We start from the raw sequence: 14,384 nt of genomic DNA, 5'->3' as shown, positions 1-14,384 counted from the left end.
CGCCGCCACGCGCGGTGTGAGGGCGTTGTCTTTTCGCGAGGCTCGCGGGGGTGCGATCGGTTGCGTCGTGCTTCGTGCATCGTGCACCGGGCGATAAAAAACCCCGCGCCGTTGCATGCGACGCGGGGTGCGGGAAACGTGCGCGCCGATGCGCGGCGCGCCGGTGTGTTCAGGCGGCGCGTTCGGGCGCCGCGGCGACGACGCGTGCGGTGCGCGTCGGCTTCAGGCTTGCCGACCAGCGCATCGCCGGCCGTTCGAACAGCAGGTAGAACAGATACGCGACCGGAATCGCGACGGCGATGAAGCCGAACGACGGCCAGATCGACAACTGCAATTGCGAGCGGAACAGCACCGAGCCGAGGCAGACGAACAGCGGCAGATGGATCAGGTACAGCGAGTAGCTGAAATCGCCGAACCAGCCGAGCACGCGCAGCGGCAGCGTCGGCCGCGGCGGGCACGCGAGCGCGCGGTACAGGAAGCACGCGAAGCCGGCCGCCCACAGCTGGAACGCGCCGTACTGCCCGAAATGGAACGCGCCGCAGCCGGCCGCGAGCAGCAGCGCGGCCGCGCCGTACCAGCCGCGCGACGGCACGGCGGCCGCGCCGCGCGCCGGTTTCGCGCGCACGTCTGCGATCCAGGCACCGATCGTCCACGACAGCCAGTACGACGTGAAGAACTGCAGGTCGTGCCGTTCGAGCAGCCATGCGGACACGACGTTGACGAGCGCGACGGCCGCGACGACCGCCGGCATGCCGACGCGCCGGCGCACCGCGAACAGCAGCGGATAGATCGCATAGAACTGCACTTCGAGCGACAGCGTCCACAGCGCGCCGTTGGACCCGTACGTGTAGCCCGCGACGCCTTGCAGCGAGAACAGGTTCACGAGGAACGCCGCGACGCCGATGTCGCGGATCTTGTGGCTGACCGGCTGGATCTGCAGGCTGATCGCGTCTAGCGCGAGCGTCAGCAGCAGCGCGGCGAGCAACACCGGATAGATGCGCGCGAAGCGCCGCGCCCAGAAGTTCGGCACGTCGAGCCGGTAGCCGGGATCGGCTGCGAGCTTCAGCGCCGCGTTGCGATGGATGCAGTAGCCGCTGATCACGAAGAAGATCGGCACACCGGCCGAGCCCCACGCGAACGGGAAGGTCAGATAGCCGACGATCACGCTCGGGTCGAGCGCGTGACCGTAAGCGCGATGGAAGCTCTGCATGCCGACCCACACGACCTGCCGGCAGTGGAAATATGCGACGAGCAGCGCCGCGAAGCCGCGCATGGCGTCGATCACGTGCTCCTTGCGATCGGCGACGGGCGGGGCGGCGAAAGACGATCCGCTGAAAGCTTGCATGCGATTCGGTTCCTTGCGACGGATGAAGGGACGATCCAATCGTAATCCGCAAGAATTCGATCAATGAATAAAAAAATCGCGATCGAAAATCGCGTTATTTCAGCATGTGGATTTACAGGGACTTGAAAGGCGCGGCCGGTGCCGGGTAAATTATTTACCGATTTTTTTCTGATAGTTTGAAGCTCCAGTTGATTGATGCAAGGAGCGCAAGATGGACATGCATTGGATCGCGAGCGCCGGCGTACTGCTGGTGATGGCCGTGCTGTCGGCGTACCGCGAGGCGCTGAAGAACGAACCGATTCGGCCGGGCCTCGAGCGCGGCGGCGTGCCGCTTATCGAGGAATTCGAATCGTAACCATTTGTATCCGGCCGATCGGTAATTTGTTTCTGCTTCGGCAATCGATTCGGCAATATCGACCGCTTCAAATGGCGATCGATTTACCGGAAATCATGGGCAACCGGTCCATATCGAAAGCGAATGGCAGGGAATGGGCGGTAGCGGCGATTCCCGATATGCCGTTCTGAAAACAATCGCGCCGGGTCGCGGAGCGACGCGGCGCAATCAATGCAATCAGGATGCGAACATGTTGAAAGTCAACAAGGCCGTGTTTCCCGTCGCCGGTCTCGGCACGCGGTTCCTTCCGGCAACGAAGGCGAGCCCGAAAGAGATGCTGCCCGTCGTCGACAAGCCGCTGATCCAGTATGCGGTCGAGGAGGCGATCAACGCCGGCATTACCGAGATGATCTTCGTGACGGGCCGCAGCAAGCGCGCGATCGAGGATCATTTCGACAAGTCGTACGAGATCGAGGCCGAGCTCGAGGCGCGCGGCAAGGAAAAGCTGCTGGAGCTCGTGCGCAGCATCAAGCCGAGCCATGTCGACTGCTTCTACGTGCGCCAGCCGGAAGCGCTCGGGCTCGGGCATGCCGTGCTGTGCGCCGAGAAGCTCGTGCACGGCGAGCCGTTCGCGGTGATTCTCGCGGACGATCTGCTGCACGGCGAGCAGCCCGTGCTCAAGCAGCTCGTCGACGTATTCGATCACTATCACAGCTCGGTGATCGGTGTGGAGACGATCGCGCGCGAGGACAGCCGCTCGTACGGCGTGATCGAAGGCCGCGAGTGGGAAGAGGACGTGATCAAGCTGTCCGGCATCATCGAGAAGCCGGCGCCCGAAGATGCGCCGTCGAACCTCGGCGTGGTCGGCCGTTACGTGTTCATGCCGACGATCTTCGACCACCTGCGGCGGCTGAAGCCGGGCGCTGGCGGCGAGCTGCAGCTCACGGACGCCGTCCAGTCGCTGCTCGCGAACGAGCAGGTGCTGGCGTATCGCTACTACGGCACGCGTTTCGACTGCGGCAGCAAGCTCGGCTATCTGAAGGCGACGGTCGAGCTTGCGCTTCAGCATCCGGAAGTCAGCCGCGAATTCGAAGCGTATCTGCGTACCTGTCTGCCCGCGCTGGCTGCCGTCGCATAAGTCTCCGCGCAGCGCTGCCGTTTCAGGTGGTGGTTGTTCCGTTGGCCCCGGCCGCTGCGGCGTCCGGGGCTTTTTTGCGTGTGCGGGGTGTGCGGCGGGTGCGGTTGCAGGTCGGTGCAGCGATCGAGCTTGAATGCTGCGCCGGTGTACGGGGGCAGCGGAATAGTGGAATAGCGGAGTAGCGGTGCAACGGCTCACGCCGAACGCCGAACGCCGAACGCCGAACGCCGAACGCCGAACGCCGAACGGCGAACGGCGAACGGCGAACGGCGAACGGCGCACCGCGAACCGCGAACCGCGTTGCAGCACGTCGCCGTGTACGTGCCGACGCCGTCAGCGCGCGGACGTCCCGGCCGGCACGACGAAGCGGCGCGCGAGGTGCGCCGCGATCGGCTTCTTGAATTCGAGCAGCCGTTTCTCGAGGTAGCGCCACGACAGATGCGCGAGCAGCGTCGCGAGCGCGAACTGCAGCATTTCGGGCAACACCGTCCGCACGGCTTGCGGCACGTGCAGGTGCGCGTAGAGCGCGGGCATCACGCCGATGCGTGCCGGAATCAGGTTGTGGAAGAGATAGAAGCCGTAGCTGATCGTGCCGAGATATGCGAGCGGCGCGCAGTCGAGCAGCGCGACGACCGGATGATCGGGGCGCGTGACGATCCACAGCAGCAGCGCGCCGAGCGACGCCGACAGACCGAGATCCGCGAGCGCCGCGACGCCGTCGGACAGCGTCGCGCACGCGGGCAGCGCGAGGAAGAACACGACGCCGGCCGCGCCGAGCCAACCGGGCGCGATGCGCGGCGCGTCGCGTGTGCCGCGGTCGGCGAGCATCATCGCGCCGACGCCGCCGAGCGCGATCAACGCGAAATTCCACGGGGAAAACGCGTAGATCAGCACCGGCGACGCGTCGCACAGATACAGCGCGACATGCGCGGTCGCGCAGAGCGCAATGGCCGCGATGCCGAGCGCGACGTGTCGCGCGGCCGGCACCGCGAGCAGCACGAGCGGCGCGATCAGATAGAACTGCTGCTCGACTGCGAGACTCCAGAAGTGCGACGTCGAGCCGGGCCAGCCGTCCTTCACGACGCCGATCCAGTAATTCGACAGGAACGCCGCGTGCCACGCGAGCCCGAGATTCACGTCGCGCTGATAGAACAGCGCGTGCGCGATCGCGAGCGCGGCGAGCAGCAGGTAGTAGACGGGAAAGATGCGCAGCGCGCGTTTGGCGAGGAACAGCGCCAGCGCATGCCGGCGCGTCATCGCGGCGCGCTCGACCGCCTGCCGGTTGCGATGCAGCTCGCCGACGATCAGGTATCCGCTGATGAGGAAAAACGTCCACACGCCGAGCTTGCCGACGTCGACGGCGAGCACGTGGCCTTTGTGGGACAGGAAAACGAGGATGACGGCGATGGCTCGCAGGCCGTCGAGTCCTTTGACGTATCTGACTTCGCGCATGAAGACATCCGGGCGTTGAGCGAGGTCAGTATAGGCGCGCAAATATCGAACGTAATTCGCGTGCGGACGCATACGTATAGGTGTTTTGCTGCGTTCGCGCGTCGTCGGAGTCGGCGGCGCGCAACAAAACCTGCGGGAAACCCCGCGAAAACGCATAAAAGTACTGCACGAAGCGTCGAGGCGCTTGTAGAATCCGGCGTTGAAGCGCGCGCGTCGCGTGCTTCGTGTATCCAACGACCACACCTGGTAGGAGAAACATGGCGACTTCCGCAAAAAAGGTGGCCAAGAAGGCTGCCGCACCGGCCAAGAAAGTGGCTGCCAAAAAAGCAGCGCCCGCGAAGAAAGTAGTGGCCAAGAAGGCCGTCGCGAAGGCGCCCGCCGCTCCGACGCCGCTGAAGGACAAGTTCACGAAGGCGTCGCTCGCAGCGCACATCGCTGAGCGCGCGGCCGTGGAAGTGAAGGCAGTGAAGGCAGTGCTCGCCGCACTCGAGAACGTCGTGCTGGGCTCGATCCACAAGAAGGGCGCGGGCGAGTTCACGCTGCCGGGTCTGCTGAAGATTACGGCGCAAGCCGTGCCGGCGAAGAAGAAGCGCTTCGGCAAGGATCCGTTCACCGGCGAAGAGCGCTGGTTCCCGGCCAAGCCGGCTACGGTGCGCGTGAAGGCACGTGCGCTGAAGAAGCTGAAGGACGCAGCGGCGTAATGCCGCGCGACGGCAGCCGGCTGCGGCCGGCCGCCGTCGCACTGTCCGACGAGATCCCCGCCCGCGAAAGCGCGCGGGGATTTTTATTGCGCCGCGGGTGCCGTAATCGCAGCCGCAGCCGCAGCCGCAGCCGCGACCGCAATCGCAACCGCGTATCGCGCGTCGGCCGCCGCGTGCCGTACGTTACGCGGGCGTGCCGGCATAGGCCGCCTTCAGCGCGGCGACGTCGAACTTGATCATCTGCATCATCGCGCTCGCGACGCGCCCGGCCTTCACGGGATCGCGATCGGCCATCATCGGAATCAGTTCGGCCGGCACGATCTGCCACGACACGCCGTAGCGGTCGCGCAGCCATCCGCAGGCGTCGGCGGCGCCGCCGTTGTCGAGCAGCGCGTGCCAGTAGCGGTCGAGCTCGGCCTGATCCGCGCAGCTCACCATCAGCGAAATCGCGTGATTGAACGACTCGGTCCGCTCGTGGCTCATCGCGATGAACGGCTGCCCGAACAGCTCGAACTCGACCATCCGCGTGCCGCTGGTACCTTGCACTGCGGTGACGCGCACGACGCGCGAGTCGGGGAAAATCGATGCGTAGAACGCCGCGGCTTCTTCGGCTTCGGTCGAGTACCAGAGGAACGGCGTGATCTTCTGAATCGTCATCGCGAATCTCCTTGTCAGGTTGGGGTCGACGCAAACGGCGCGCCTCCATTGGAACGACGGTCGACGACCGTCGAAATCGACATGCCGCAGTGAGCCATCTTCGCACCGTATCGGCTGGCCCGACAGTGCGATCGACGCCCGAGCGTCGTGCCGGCGCACGCGGGCAGCGGAATCGACGCACGAGCCGCCCGGTGGACGAAAAAAAGCCAGTCGCGGCCGAAACCGATGACTGGCTTTTCAGTTCGGCGGCAGCGCGTCGAAACGCGCTGTACGCCGGATACGTCGTTTTTAGAACTTGTGGCGCAGGCCGAGGGCAACGATCTCTTGCGAGCTCTTGCCGGCGATGCCGTACGAACCGATCGACGCTTGTGCCGACGTGCCGTCCGCGTTGCGGCCGCTGGCGTGCTGGTACGCGCCGACCAGGTAGATGTCGGTGCGCTTCGACAGCGAGTAGTCGGCGCCGAGCGAGACCTGGTGGTACTTCGCGTCGTTGTCGCCGCTTGCCTTCGTGTAGATGTAGCCGACGCCCAGCAGCAGCGGTGCCGTCGCCTGATACGTCACGAATGCACGGCCAGTGTTGTACTTCTGGTTCGTGCCGAACGCCGAGTTCGCATCCGCCTTGTACTGCGCGTTGCTGTAGCCGAGGCCGACCGTCACCGGGCCGAACGCATACTGGGCCGCCGCTTGGGCGATGCCGATCGACGTCGACGACGTGAACGCATTGTTGATGAAGTTGCCATCGCCGTCGAAGATCGCGTCCGACGTGCCGGTCCAGCCCGTGCGCGTGCCGGTGGCGCTGAGTGCCGACGCGTTGTTCGCGTGGAAGTAACCGGCAGCCAGGCCGAGCGGGCCATTGTTGTAGGCAGCAGCTGCGGCCCACGTCTGACCCTTGCCCGTCGCGCCGGCGACGCCGCCGAGTGCGTACATCGCTTCGAACTGCAGGCCGCCCCAGACCGGCGACGTGTACTTGATCGCGTTGCTGACGCGCAGGCTGTTGTCGTTGTTGTCGACGTCGCCCGGCGTAGCGAAGACGCTGCCGAAATAGTTGTCGGCCGTCACAGCCTGAACCAGGTCGACGAGCGGGTCATATTGACGACCCAGCGTCAGCGTACCGAGCTGGTTGCTTTGCAGACCGACGAAAGCCTGGCGACCGAACATGCGCTGGCCTTGGCCCAGTGCGCCGTTTGCCGAGTTGAAGCCGTTTTCCAACTGGAAGATTGCCTTCAGGCCGCCGCCCAGATCTTCGGCACCTTTCAGGCCCCAGCGGCTGCCTTGCAGGTTGCCGCTGCCCATCGACCACGAGTTGTTGCCTTGGCCTGCGTTACCGTGCACGTAGGTGATCGACGTATCGATCACGCCGTACAGCGTCACGCTGGATTGAGCCTGTGCAGCGCCGGCGGCGCCCAGCAGGGCGAGCGAGAGGGCCGAGAGAGCAAGTTTCTTCATCGTTGAGTATCTCCACGCAAGTGATTCGTGATTCGTTATTTGTTGCGGATTGGAGAATAGCTCAGTGCCATACAGGCAAGAAAGACTAAAAAATAAAGTGTCTCGAAAAGATCACACCAACGAAAAGTCCATATATTTCAAGCACATCGCTAACTGTTCCTGTTTTTGAAATAGTTGACATTTGCTGCGCTGCGATTGTTGCGGAGGGTGGTGGTCACCACAACATGACGCGTGATTTGGCGGCACCGCGCACTGAAATCGGGGTGTGCAAACGTTTGCGATTGCAGCGTTGCGCATGCAAGTGCCGCGCCAGCGCGACGTGCCTATCGGCTGAACAAAAACGCATCGCAGGAAAGGGAAGATCGGCGTGAGGAGCGCGGCGCTTGCACGACCGCGCGTCACTAGCGTAATCGCATGCCGGCCGCTACGCCGGAGCGTCGGTCAATCGTCGCGCGTGCGCTCGCCCGGTGCGCGAGCGGCTCGCGCATCGCGCGCGGTCGCGTCGGGCGCCGTTGCATCGCGCGCCGTCGCATCCGTGCGCCGATATGCCTCGCCGCGCGCAGCCGAGAATTCCGCGCCGAGCAGCAGCACGAGCGCGGAGAAGTACAGCCACATCAGCAGCACCGCGAACGAGCCCGCCGCACCGAACGCACTGGCGGTCCCCGCGCGCGCGAGATAGAGCGCGAACAGCTTCTTGCCGCCGGAGAACAGGATCGCCGACACAATTCCGCCGACCGCGGCGTCGCGCCATGCGACGTGCGCGTCGGGCAGGAATTTCAGCAACGCGGAGAACGCGCCCGCGAGCACCGCGACGCCGACGACGAGCTGCAGCACGTTCGTGACCACGACGTAAGGCGAATCGCCGAGCAGCCAGGTGCCGATGAACGTGATCGCCGTGTCGAGCACGAGCGACACGATCAGCAGGAACGCGACGCCGAGCACGAGCCCGAACGACACGAGCCGCACGCGTACGAGCCCGAGCACGCTCGACCAGCGGCTTTCGGTCGCCGGCCAGATCACGTTCAGCGCCGTGTTCAGCGACGCGAACGTCGCCGACGCGCCGATCGCGAGCGCCGCGAACGAGATCAGCGTCGCGATGCCGCCGCGCTCGCCGGCACGGTGGGCGTTCTGCACGATGGTCTGGATGCTGGCCGCCGCGTCGTCGCCGATCAGTTGATGCGCCTGCTCGAACACCTGGCCGCGCGCGGCCTCGTCGCCGTAGAACCAGCCGGCCACCGCGATCACCATCACGAGCGTCGGCGCGAGCGAGAACGCGGAGAAGAACGCGATGCCGGCGGCCATCGACGAGCAGCGGTCGGACGAAAAGCGCTTGAACGCGGTCAGTGCCCAGTTCGCCTGACGCTGCGCGAGCCGCGTGGCCTCGGAAGTGATCGGTCGTTTCATGATGGTCGTGTTGACGTCCGGCGGCGCGCCGGTGCGTCGGAATTGCATTGATCGGGATTCAAGTATTGATCCGAAGAGCCGTACATAGTTGCGAAGTTTGCGAAGTGTCTATAATTGCTTTGAGCTTCCTACCCCACAATAACGCCGAGACCACCATGCTACACATGTCCCGGCGCCAGTTCCTGAAGGTGACGGCAACGTCGCTTGCCGGATCGAGTCTGGCCCTGATGGGCTTTTCTCCGTCCGAAGCGCTTGCCGAAGTCCGACAGTACAAGCTGGCGCGCACAGTCGAAACGCGCAACACCTGTCCTTACTGTTCAGTCGGTTGCGGCATCCTGATGTACGGCCTGGGCGACGGCGCGAAGAACGCGCAGTCGAGCATCATCCACATCGAGGGCGACCCCGATCACCCGGTCAACCGCGGCACGCTGTGCCCGAAGGGCGCGAGCCTGGTCGACTTCATCCACAGCCCGAACCGCCTGACGCACCCGGAATACCGCGCGCCCGGCTCGGACAAGTGGGAGCGCATCTCGTGGAGCGACGCGCTCGACCGGATCGCGAAGCTGATGAAGGCCGACCGCGACGCGAACTTCGTCGAGACGACCGAAGACGGCGCCAAGGTCAACCGCTGGCTCACGACCGGCATGCTGGCCGCGTCGGCGGGCAGCAACGAAGTCGGCTATCTGACGCACAAGGCTGTCCGCAGCCTCGGGATGCTCGCATTCGACAATCAGGCGCGTGTCTGACATGGCCCGACGGTGGCAGGTCTTGCCCCGACGTTTGGCCGTGGAGCGATGACGAACCATTGGGTCGACATCAAGAACGCGGATCTGATTCTCGTGATGGGCGGCAATGCAGCCGAGGCCCATCCGTGCGGTTTCAAATGGGTGACGGAAGCGAAGGCGCACCGCAAGGCGCGGCTGATCGTCGTCGACCCGCGCTTTACGCGTACGGCCTCGGTGGCCGACTACTACGCGCCGATCCGTACCGGGACCGACATCGCGTTCCTGGGCGGCGTGATCAACTATTTGCTGACGAACGACAAGATCCAGCATGAGTACGTGAAGCACTACACGGACTTCACGTTCATCGTGCGCGAGGACTTCGCGTTCAACGACGGTCTCTATTCCGGCTACGATGCGGACAAGCACGCGTATCCGGACAAGTCGAGCTGGGATTACGAGCGCGGCGACGACGGGTTCGTGAAGGTCGACCCGACGCTGCAGCATCCGCGTTGCGTCTACAACCTGCTGAAGCAGCACTACGCGCGCTATACGGCGGAAGTGGTCGAACAGGTCTGCGGCACGCCGAAGGAGAAGTTCCTGAAGGTGTGCGAGATGCTGGCGACGACGGCCGTGCCCGGCCGCGCGGCGACCGTGCTGTACGCGCTCGGCTGGACCCATCACTCGATCGGCGCGCAGATCATCCGCACCGGCGCGATGGTGCAGCTGCTGCTCGGCAACATCGGCATCGCCGGTGGCGGGATGAACGCGCTGCGCGGGCACTCGAACATCCAGGGGCTGACCGACCTCGGGCTGATGTCGAACCTGCTGCCCGGCTACATGACGCTGCCGATGCAGGGCGAGCAGGATTTCAACGCGTATATCGACAAGCGCGCGCAAAAGCCGCTGCGCCCGAACCAGCTCAGCTACTGGAAGAACTACAAGGCGTTCCACGTCAGCTTCATGAAGGCGTGGTGGGGCGACGCGGCGACCGCCGAGAACAACTGGGCGTACGACTACCTGCCGAAGCTCGACAAGCAGTACGACCTGCTGCAGACGATCGAGCTGATGCACGCCGGCAAGATGAACGGCTACATCTGCCAGGGCTTCAATCCGCTCGCGGCGGCGCCCGCGAAGGTGAAGACCGCGCAGGCGCTCGCGAAGCTGAAGTGGCTCGTCATCATGGATCCGCTCGCGACCGAAACGTCGGAGTTCTGGAAGCCGCACGGCGACTACAACGACGTCGATCCGTCGAAGATCCAGACCGAGGTGTTCCGGCTGCCGACCACCTGCTTCGCGGAGGAGAACGGCTCGCTCGTCAGTTCGAGCCGCGTGCTGCAGTGGCACTGGAAGGGCGCCGAGCCGCCGGGCGAGGCGCGTAGCGATCTCGAGATCATGGCCGGGCTGTTCGTGCGGCTGCGCCAGATGTACCGCACCGACGGCGGCAAGTATCCGGATCCGATCGTGAACCTCTCGTGGCCGTACGCGGATCCGGAAAGCCCGACGCCCGAAGAGCTCGCGAAGGAGTTCAACGGCCGCGCGCTCGCCGATCTACCCGATCCGAAGGATCCGTCGAAGGTGCTCGTGAAGAAGGGCGAGCAGCTTGCCGCGTTCGCACAGCTGAAGGACGACGGAACGACCGCGAGCGGCTGCTGGATCTTCTGCGGCGCGTGGACGCAGGCCGGCAACCAGATGGCGCGGCGCGACAACTCGGATCCGACCGGCATCGGCCAGACGCTGAACTGGGCCTGGGCATGGCCCGCGAACCGGCGGATCCTGTACAACCGCGCGTCGGCCGACCTGGCCGGCAAGCCGTTCGATCCGACCCGCAAGCTCGTCGCGTGGAACGGCACGGCATGGACCGGCGCGGACGTGCCCGATTTCAAGGCCGACGAGCCGCCCGAAAACGGGATGGGGCCGTTCATCATGAACCCGGAAGGCGTGGCGCGCTTCTTCGCGCGCGCGCAGATGAACGAAGGCCCGTTCCCCGAGCACTACGAGCCGTTCGAGACGCCGCTGTCCGCGAATCCGCTGCATCCGGACAACCCGCAGGCGCTGAACAACCCGGCCGCCCGCGTGTTCGCGGACGATCGCGCTTCGTTCGGCAAGGTGGCGGATTTCCCGTACGTCGCGACGACCTACCGGCTGACCGAGCATTTCCACTACTGGACCAAGCACGCGCGGCTGAATTCGATCATCCAGCCCGAGCAATTCGTCGAGATCGGCGAAGACCTCGCGAAGGAAGTCGGCGTCGCGCACGGCGATCGCGTGAAGGTGTCGTCCAAGCGCGGCTACATCGTCGCGGTGGCGCTCGTCACGAAGCGGATCAAGCCGCTGACCGTCGACGGCAAGAAGGTCCAGACGGTCGGCGTGCCGCTGCACTGGGGCTTCAAGGGGCTGGCGAAGCCCGGCTATCTCGCCAATACGCTGACTCCGTCCGTGGGTGACGGCAACTCGTACACACCGGAATTCAAGTCGTTTCTGGTGAAGGTCGAAAAGGCGTAAGGGGGACGAGATGGCATTGCAATCGCTGGACATCAAGCGCGTATCGGCCACCACGACGCCGCCGCCCACGGCGCGCGAACCGGTGACCGGAAGCGTCGCGAAACTGATCGACGTATCGAAGTGCATCGGCTGCAAGGCATGCCAGACGGCATGCATGGAGTGGAACGACCTGCGCGACGAAATCGGCACCAACGTCGGCGTGTACGACAATCCGGCCGACCTCACCGAGCATTCGTGGACGGTCATGCGGTTCTCCGAATACGAGAACCCGCACGGCGACCTCGAATGGCTGATCCGCAAGGACGGCTGCATGCACTGCGAGGATCCGGGCTGTCTGAAGGCGTGCCCGTCGCCGGGCGCGATCGTGCAGTACAACAACGGGATCGTCGATTTCCACGAGGAGAACTGCATCGGCTGCGGCTACTGCGTGACCGGCTGCCCGTTCAACGTGCCGCGGATCTCGAAGAAGGATCATCGCGCCTACAAGTGCACGCTCTGTTCGGACCGCGTCGCCGTCGGCCAGGAGCCGGCCTGCGTGAAGACCTGCCCGACCGGCGCGATCGTGTTCGGCACGAAGGAGGACATGAAGCAGCACGCGGCCGAGCGGATCGAGGACCTGAAGGAGCGCGGCTTCGAGCATGCGGGGCTGTACGACCCGCAGGGCGTCGGGGGCACGCACGTGATGTACGTGCTGCACCATGCGGACAAACCGTCGCTGTATCACGGGCTGCCCGACAATCCGTCGATCAGCCCGATGGTGCGGCTGTGGAAGGGCATCGCGAAGCCGCTGGCGGTCGCGGGCCTCGCGCTGACCGCGCTGGCCGGCTTCTTCCACTACGTGCGCGTCGGCCCGAACGAGGTGACCGACGAAGAGGAAGCCGCCGCCCGCGACGAGGCGCGACGCATCAAGGAGGACGCGAAATGAAGCACGACGACCCGAACCTGATCGTCCGCTATACGGCGAACGAGCGCACGAATCACTGGATCACCGCGATCACGTTCGTGCTGCTCGCGCTGTCCGGGCTCGCGCTGTTTCATCCGTCGATGTTCTGGCTGACCGCGCTGTTCGGTGGCGGCCAATGGACGCGGATCCTGCATCCGTTCGTCGGCCTCGTGATGTTCGTGTCGTTCGCGCTGCTCGTCGTGCGGTTCTGGCACCACAATCTGCTCGACGCGGACGACCGGCAATGGATCCGGCAGATCGACGACGTCGTCGCGAACCGCGAGGACCGGCTGCCGCCCGTCGGCCGCTATAACGCCGGCCAGAAGCTGCTATTCTTCACGCTGGTGGCGTGCCTGCTGCTGCTCCTGCTGTCCGGGATCGTGATCTGGCGGCGCTACTTCTCGTTCTACTTCCCGATCGGGGTGATCCGTGCGGCGGCCGTCGTGCATGCGGTGGCGGCGTTCGTGCTGATCGCGAGCATCATCGTGCACATTTGTGCGGCACTGTGGGTGAAGGGCTCGATCGGCGCGATGGTGCGCGGCACCGTCACGCTGGGCTGGGCGCGCAAGCACCACCCGAAATGGTTCCGTGAAAGCGTGAAGTAGCGCTGGGGAACGGGGTGGTGCGCCGGTCGTTTCGGCAGCGCCGCTCCGTCAGCGGCCGGAATCGCCCGAAAGCGCCGATGCGTCGGCGCTTGTTTTTTTGGAAGACACTTTCGTGACACAACGTATTCTCGAACCGACCGAGATCTCGGCCCTCGATCATTCCGCGATCCCGCGTTTCCGGCTGCCGGAGCGCAACGCCGTGTTTTCCGCGCGCGCGACGCGGCTGCGCAAGCTCGCCGATCTGAACCCGATCGCCGGCTATCTGCGCCTGATGGCGACGGTCGCCGACGCGCAACACGCGATGCTGCAATCGCAGCACGCGCCGCTGCCGACGTCCGACGCGATCGCGCGCGCGCAGCAGCATTCGATGCCGATCGTGCCGGCGCTCGGTGTCGAGCGCGATCCGCGATGGCGCGCGGTGCTGTACGAACTGCTCGACCGCGTCGAGGGCGCGGGGCTCGTGAACCCGTCGCTCGCGAAGCTGCTCGACCGGCTGCGGCTGATGTCGCCGGCGGAACTCGATGCGCAAGCCGACGCGGTGCTCGCGCTGCGCTTCGCGGAAGTCGATCCGGCCACCGCACCGTTCCTGATGGCGGCGCTGCAGGTCGTGTGGACCGACGTCGCGAGCCGCGTCGCGGCCGCCGACGTGCCGTATCTCGACCAGCCGGGGCTGTGTCCGGTGTGCGGCACGCACCCCGTCGCGAGCGTGATCCGCGTAGGCGGACAGGTCCAGGGCTACCGTTTCCTGCAGTGCGGACTGTGCGCGACCGAGTGGCACATGGTGCGCACCAAATGCTCGAACTGCGATTCGACGAAGGGCATCGCGTATCACGGCGTCGAAGGCGGCAGCGACGCGCTGAAGGCCGAGTCGTGCGACGAGTGCAAGACCTATCGGAAAATCGGCTATCAGGAAAAGGACTACGAGTTCGAACCGCTGGCCGACGATCTCGCGAGCCTCACGCTTGACCTGCTGATGAGCGACGCCGGCTATCGCCGCAGTTCGCCCAATCCGCTGCTGTGGCCCGATCTGTCCCGGGAGGCCGATTGATCGGCCGGCAGCACGGCGCGGTGTCTGCGCTGCGGTCGTCCGTCGCGAAGCGCCGGGCCCCGGCGCGCGTTCGCGCATGCGCGG

General features: G+C 65.2%; 12 protein-coding genes. 7 read left to right on the top strand and 5 right to left on the bottom strand.

Going from position 1 to position 14,384, the window contains the following annotated elements:
* Positions 1–169 precede the first annotated feature (169 nt).
* Complete coding sequence (locus BCR55_RS18245; protein WP_065496650.1) at positions 170–1,345, bottom strand: acyltransferase; 1,176 nt, start codon at positions 1,343–1,345, stop codon at positions 170–172.
* A 211-nt stretch (positions 1,346–1,556) separates the two neighbouring features.
* Here BCR55_RS18245 and BCR55_RS33100 point away from each other — a divergent pair, with 211 nt between their 5' ends.
* Both BCR55_RS33100 and galU read left to right on the top strand, forming a co-directional pair.
* Positions 1,557–1,700: a hypothetical protein gene (locus tag BCR55_RS33100; protein ID WP_006399609.1), complete on the top strand. Its 144-nt coding sequence runs from the start codon at positions 1,557–1,559 to the stop codon at positions 1,698–1,700.
* 229 nt (positions 1,701–1,929) lie between these two features.
* The gene (gene galU, locus BCR55_RS18240; protein WP_006399611.1) at positions 1,930–2,817 is read left to right on the top strand and encodes a UTP--glucose-1-phosphate uridylyltransferase GalU; all 888 of its coding nucleotides are present in this window, start codon (positions 1,930–1,932) and stop codon (positions 2,815–2,817) included.
* A gap of 333 nt (positions 2,818–3,150) precedes the next feature.
* Here the strand turns inward: galU and BCR55_RS18235 are convergent, their stop codons facing one another.
* Positions 3,151–4,269, bottom strand: coding sequence for an acyltransferase (locus tag BCR55_RS18235; protein WP_065495311.1), 1,119 nt, complete (start codon positions 4,267–4,269; stop codon positions 3,151–3,153).
* A gap of 257 nt (positions 4,270–4,526) precedes the next feature.
* On the opposite strand from BCR55_RS18235, the gene BCR55_RS18230 reads away from it, so the two are divergent.
* Positions 4,527–4,970, top strand: coding sequence for an HU family DNA-binding protein (locus BCR55_RS18230; protein ID WP_006399614.1), 444 nt, complete (start codon positions 4,527–4,529; stop codon positions 4,968–4,970).
* 183 nt (positions 4,971–5,153) lie between these two features.
* Here BCR55_RS18230 and BCR55_RS18225 read toward each other — a convergent pair whose 3' ends face one another.
* The 3 genes from BCR55_RS18225 to BCR55_RS18215 all read right to left on the bottom strand — a co-directional run bounded on the left by BCR55_RS18225 (position 5,154) and on the right by BCR55_RS18215 (position 8,525).
* Positions 5,154–5,627, bottom strand: coding sequence for a VOC family protein (locus BCR55_RS18225; RefSeq protein ID WP_006399615.1), 474 nt, complete (start codon positions 5,625–5,627; stop codon positions 5,154–5,156).
* 288 nt (positions 5,628–5,915) lie between these two features.
* On the bottom strand, positions 5,916–7,073 hold the full coding sequence (locus BCR55_RS18220; protein ID WP_035947072.1) for a porin: 1,158 nt from the start codon (positions 7,071–7,073) through the stop codon (positions 5,916–5,918).
* Positions 7,074–7,514: 441 nt separating this feature from the next.
* The gene (locus tag BCR55_RS18215; RefSeq protein WP_065495309.1) at positions 7,515–8,525 is read right to left on the bottom strand and encodes a YihY/virulence factor BrkB family protein; all 1,011 of its coding nucleotides are present in this window, start codon (positions 8,523–8,525) and stop codon (positions 7,515–7,517) included.
* Between the two features lie 107 nt (positions 8,526–8,632).
* On the opposite strand from BCR55_RS18215, the gene fdnG reads away from it, so the two are divergent.
* From fdnG to fdhE, 4 genes are all read left to right on the top strand, one after another.
* A complete protein-coding gene (gene fdnG, locus BCR55_RS18205; protein ID WP_083211834.1) occupies positions 8,633–11,704 on the top strand; it encodes a formate dehydrogenase-N subunit alpha in 3,072 nt (1,023 codons plus the stop codon).
* Positions 11,705–11,714: 10 nt separating this feature from the next.
* Positions 11,715–12,629, top strand: coding sequence for a formate dehydrogenase subunit beta (fdxH, locus tag BCR55_RS18200; protein ID WP_035487845.1), 915 nt, complete (start codon positions 11,715–11,717; stop codon positions 12,627–12,629).
* Positions 12,626–13,252 carry a formate dehydrogenase subunit gamma gene (locus BCR55_RS18195; protein ID WP_065495302.1) on the top strand — a complete coding sequence of 209 codons (627 nt, stop codon included), beginning with the start codon at positions 12,626–12,628 and terminating at the stop codon, positions 13,250–13,252. The genes fdxH and BCR55_RS18195 overlap by 4 nt, the downstream gene beginning before the upstream one ends.
* 112 nt (positions 13,253–13,364) lie before the next feature.
* Positions 13,365–14,300, top strand: coding sequence for a formate dehydrogenase accessory protein FdhE (gene fdhE, locus BCR55_RS18190; RefSeq protein ID WP_175403832.1), 936 nt, complete (start codon positions 13,365–13,367; stop codon positions 14,298–14,300).
* Positions 14,301–14,384 lie beyond the last annotated feature (84 nt).

Origin of the sequence: Burkholderia sp. CCA53, from assembly GCF_001685525.1 — a bacterium.
GTDB lineage: Bacteria > Pseudomonadota > Gammaproteobacteria > Burkholderiales > Burkholderiaceae > Burkholderia > Burkholderia multivorans.
The sequence above is the reverse complement of the archived record's forward strand: the minus strand, read 5'-3'. Positions and strand labels throughout refer to the sequence as shown.

Excerpts from the sequence above, each read along its gene's own strand:
- BCR55_RS18245 (WP_065496650.1), bottom strand. The coding sequence starts at position 1,345 with ATGCAAGCTTTCAGCGGATCGTCTTTCGCCGCCCCGCCCGTCGCCGAT.
- BCR55_RS33100 (WP_006399609.1), top strand. The coding sequence starts at position 1,557 with ATGGACATGCATTGGATCGCGAGCGCCGGCGTACTGCTGGTGATGGCC.
- galU (WP_006399611.1), top strand. The coding sequence starts at position 1,930 with ATGTTGAAAGTCAACAAGGCCGTGTTTCCCGTCGCCGGTCTCGGCACG.
- BCR55_RS18235 (WP_065495311.1), bottom strand. The coding sequence starts at position 4,269 with ATGCGCGAAGTCAGATACGTCAAAGGACTCGACGGCCTGCGAGCCATC.
- BCR55_RS18230 (WP_006399614.1), top strand. The coding sequence starts at position 4,527 with ATGGCGACTTCCGCAAAAAAGGTGGCCAAGAAGGCTGCCGCACCGGCC.
- BCR55_RS18225 (WP_006399615.1), bottom strand. The coding sequence starts at position 5,627 with ATGACGATTCAGAAGATCACGCCGTTCCTCTGGTACTCGACCGAAGCC.
- BCR55_RS18220 (WP_035947072.1), bottom strand. The coding sequence starts at position 7,073 with ATGAAGAAACTTGCTCTCTCGGCCCTCTCGCTCGCCCTGCTGGGCGCC.
- BCR55_RS18215 (WP_065495309.1), bottom strand. The coding sequence starts at position 8,525 with ATGCAATTCCGACGCACCGGCGCGCCGCCGGACGTCAACACGACCATC.
- fdxH (WP_035487845.1), top strand. The coding sequence starts at position 11,715 with ATGGCATTGCAATCGCTGGACATCAAGCGCGTATCGGCCACCACGACG.
- BCR55_RS18195 (WP_065495302.1), top strand. The coding sequence starts at position 12,626 with ATGAAGCACGACGACCCGAACCTGATCGTCCGCTATACGGCGAACGAG.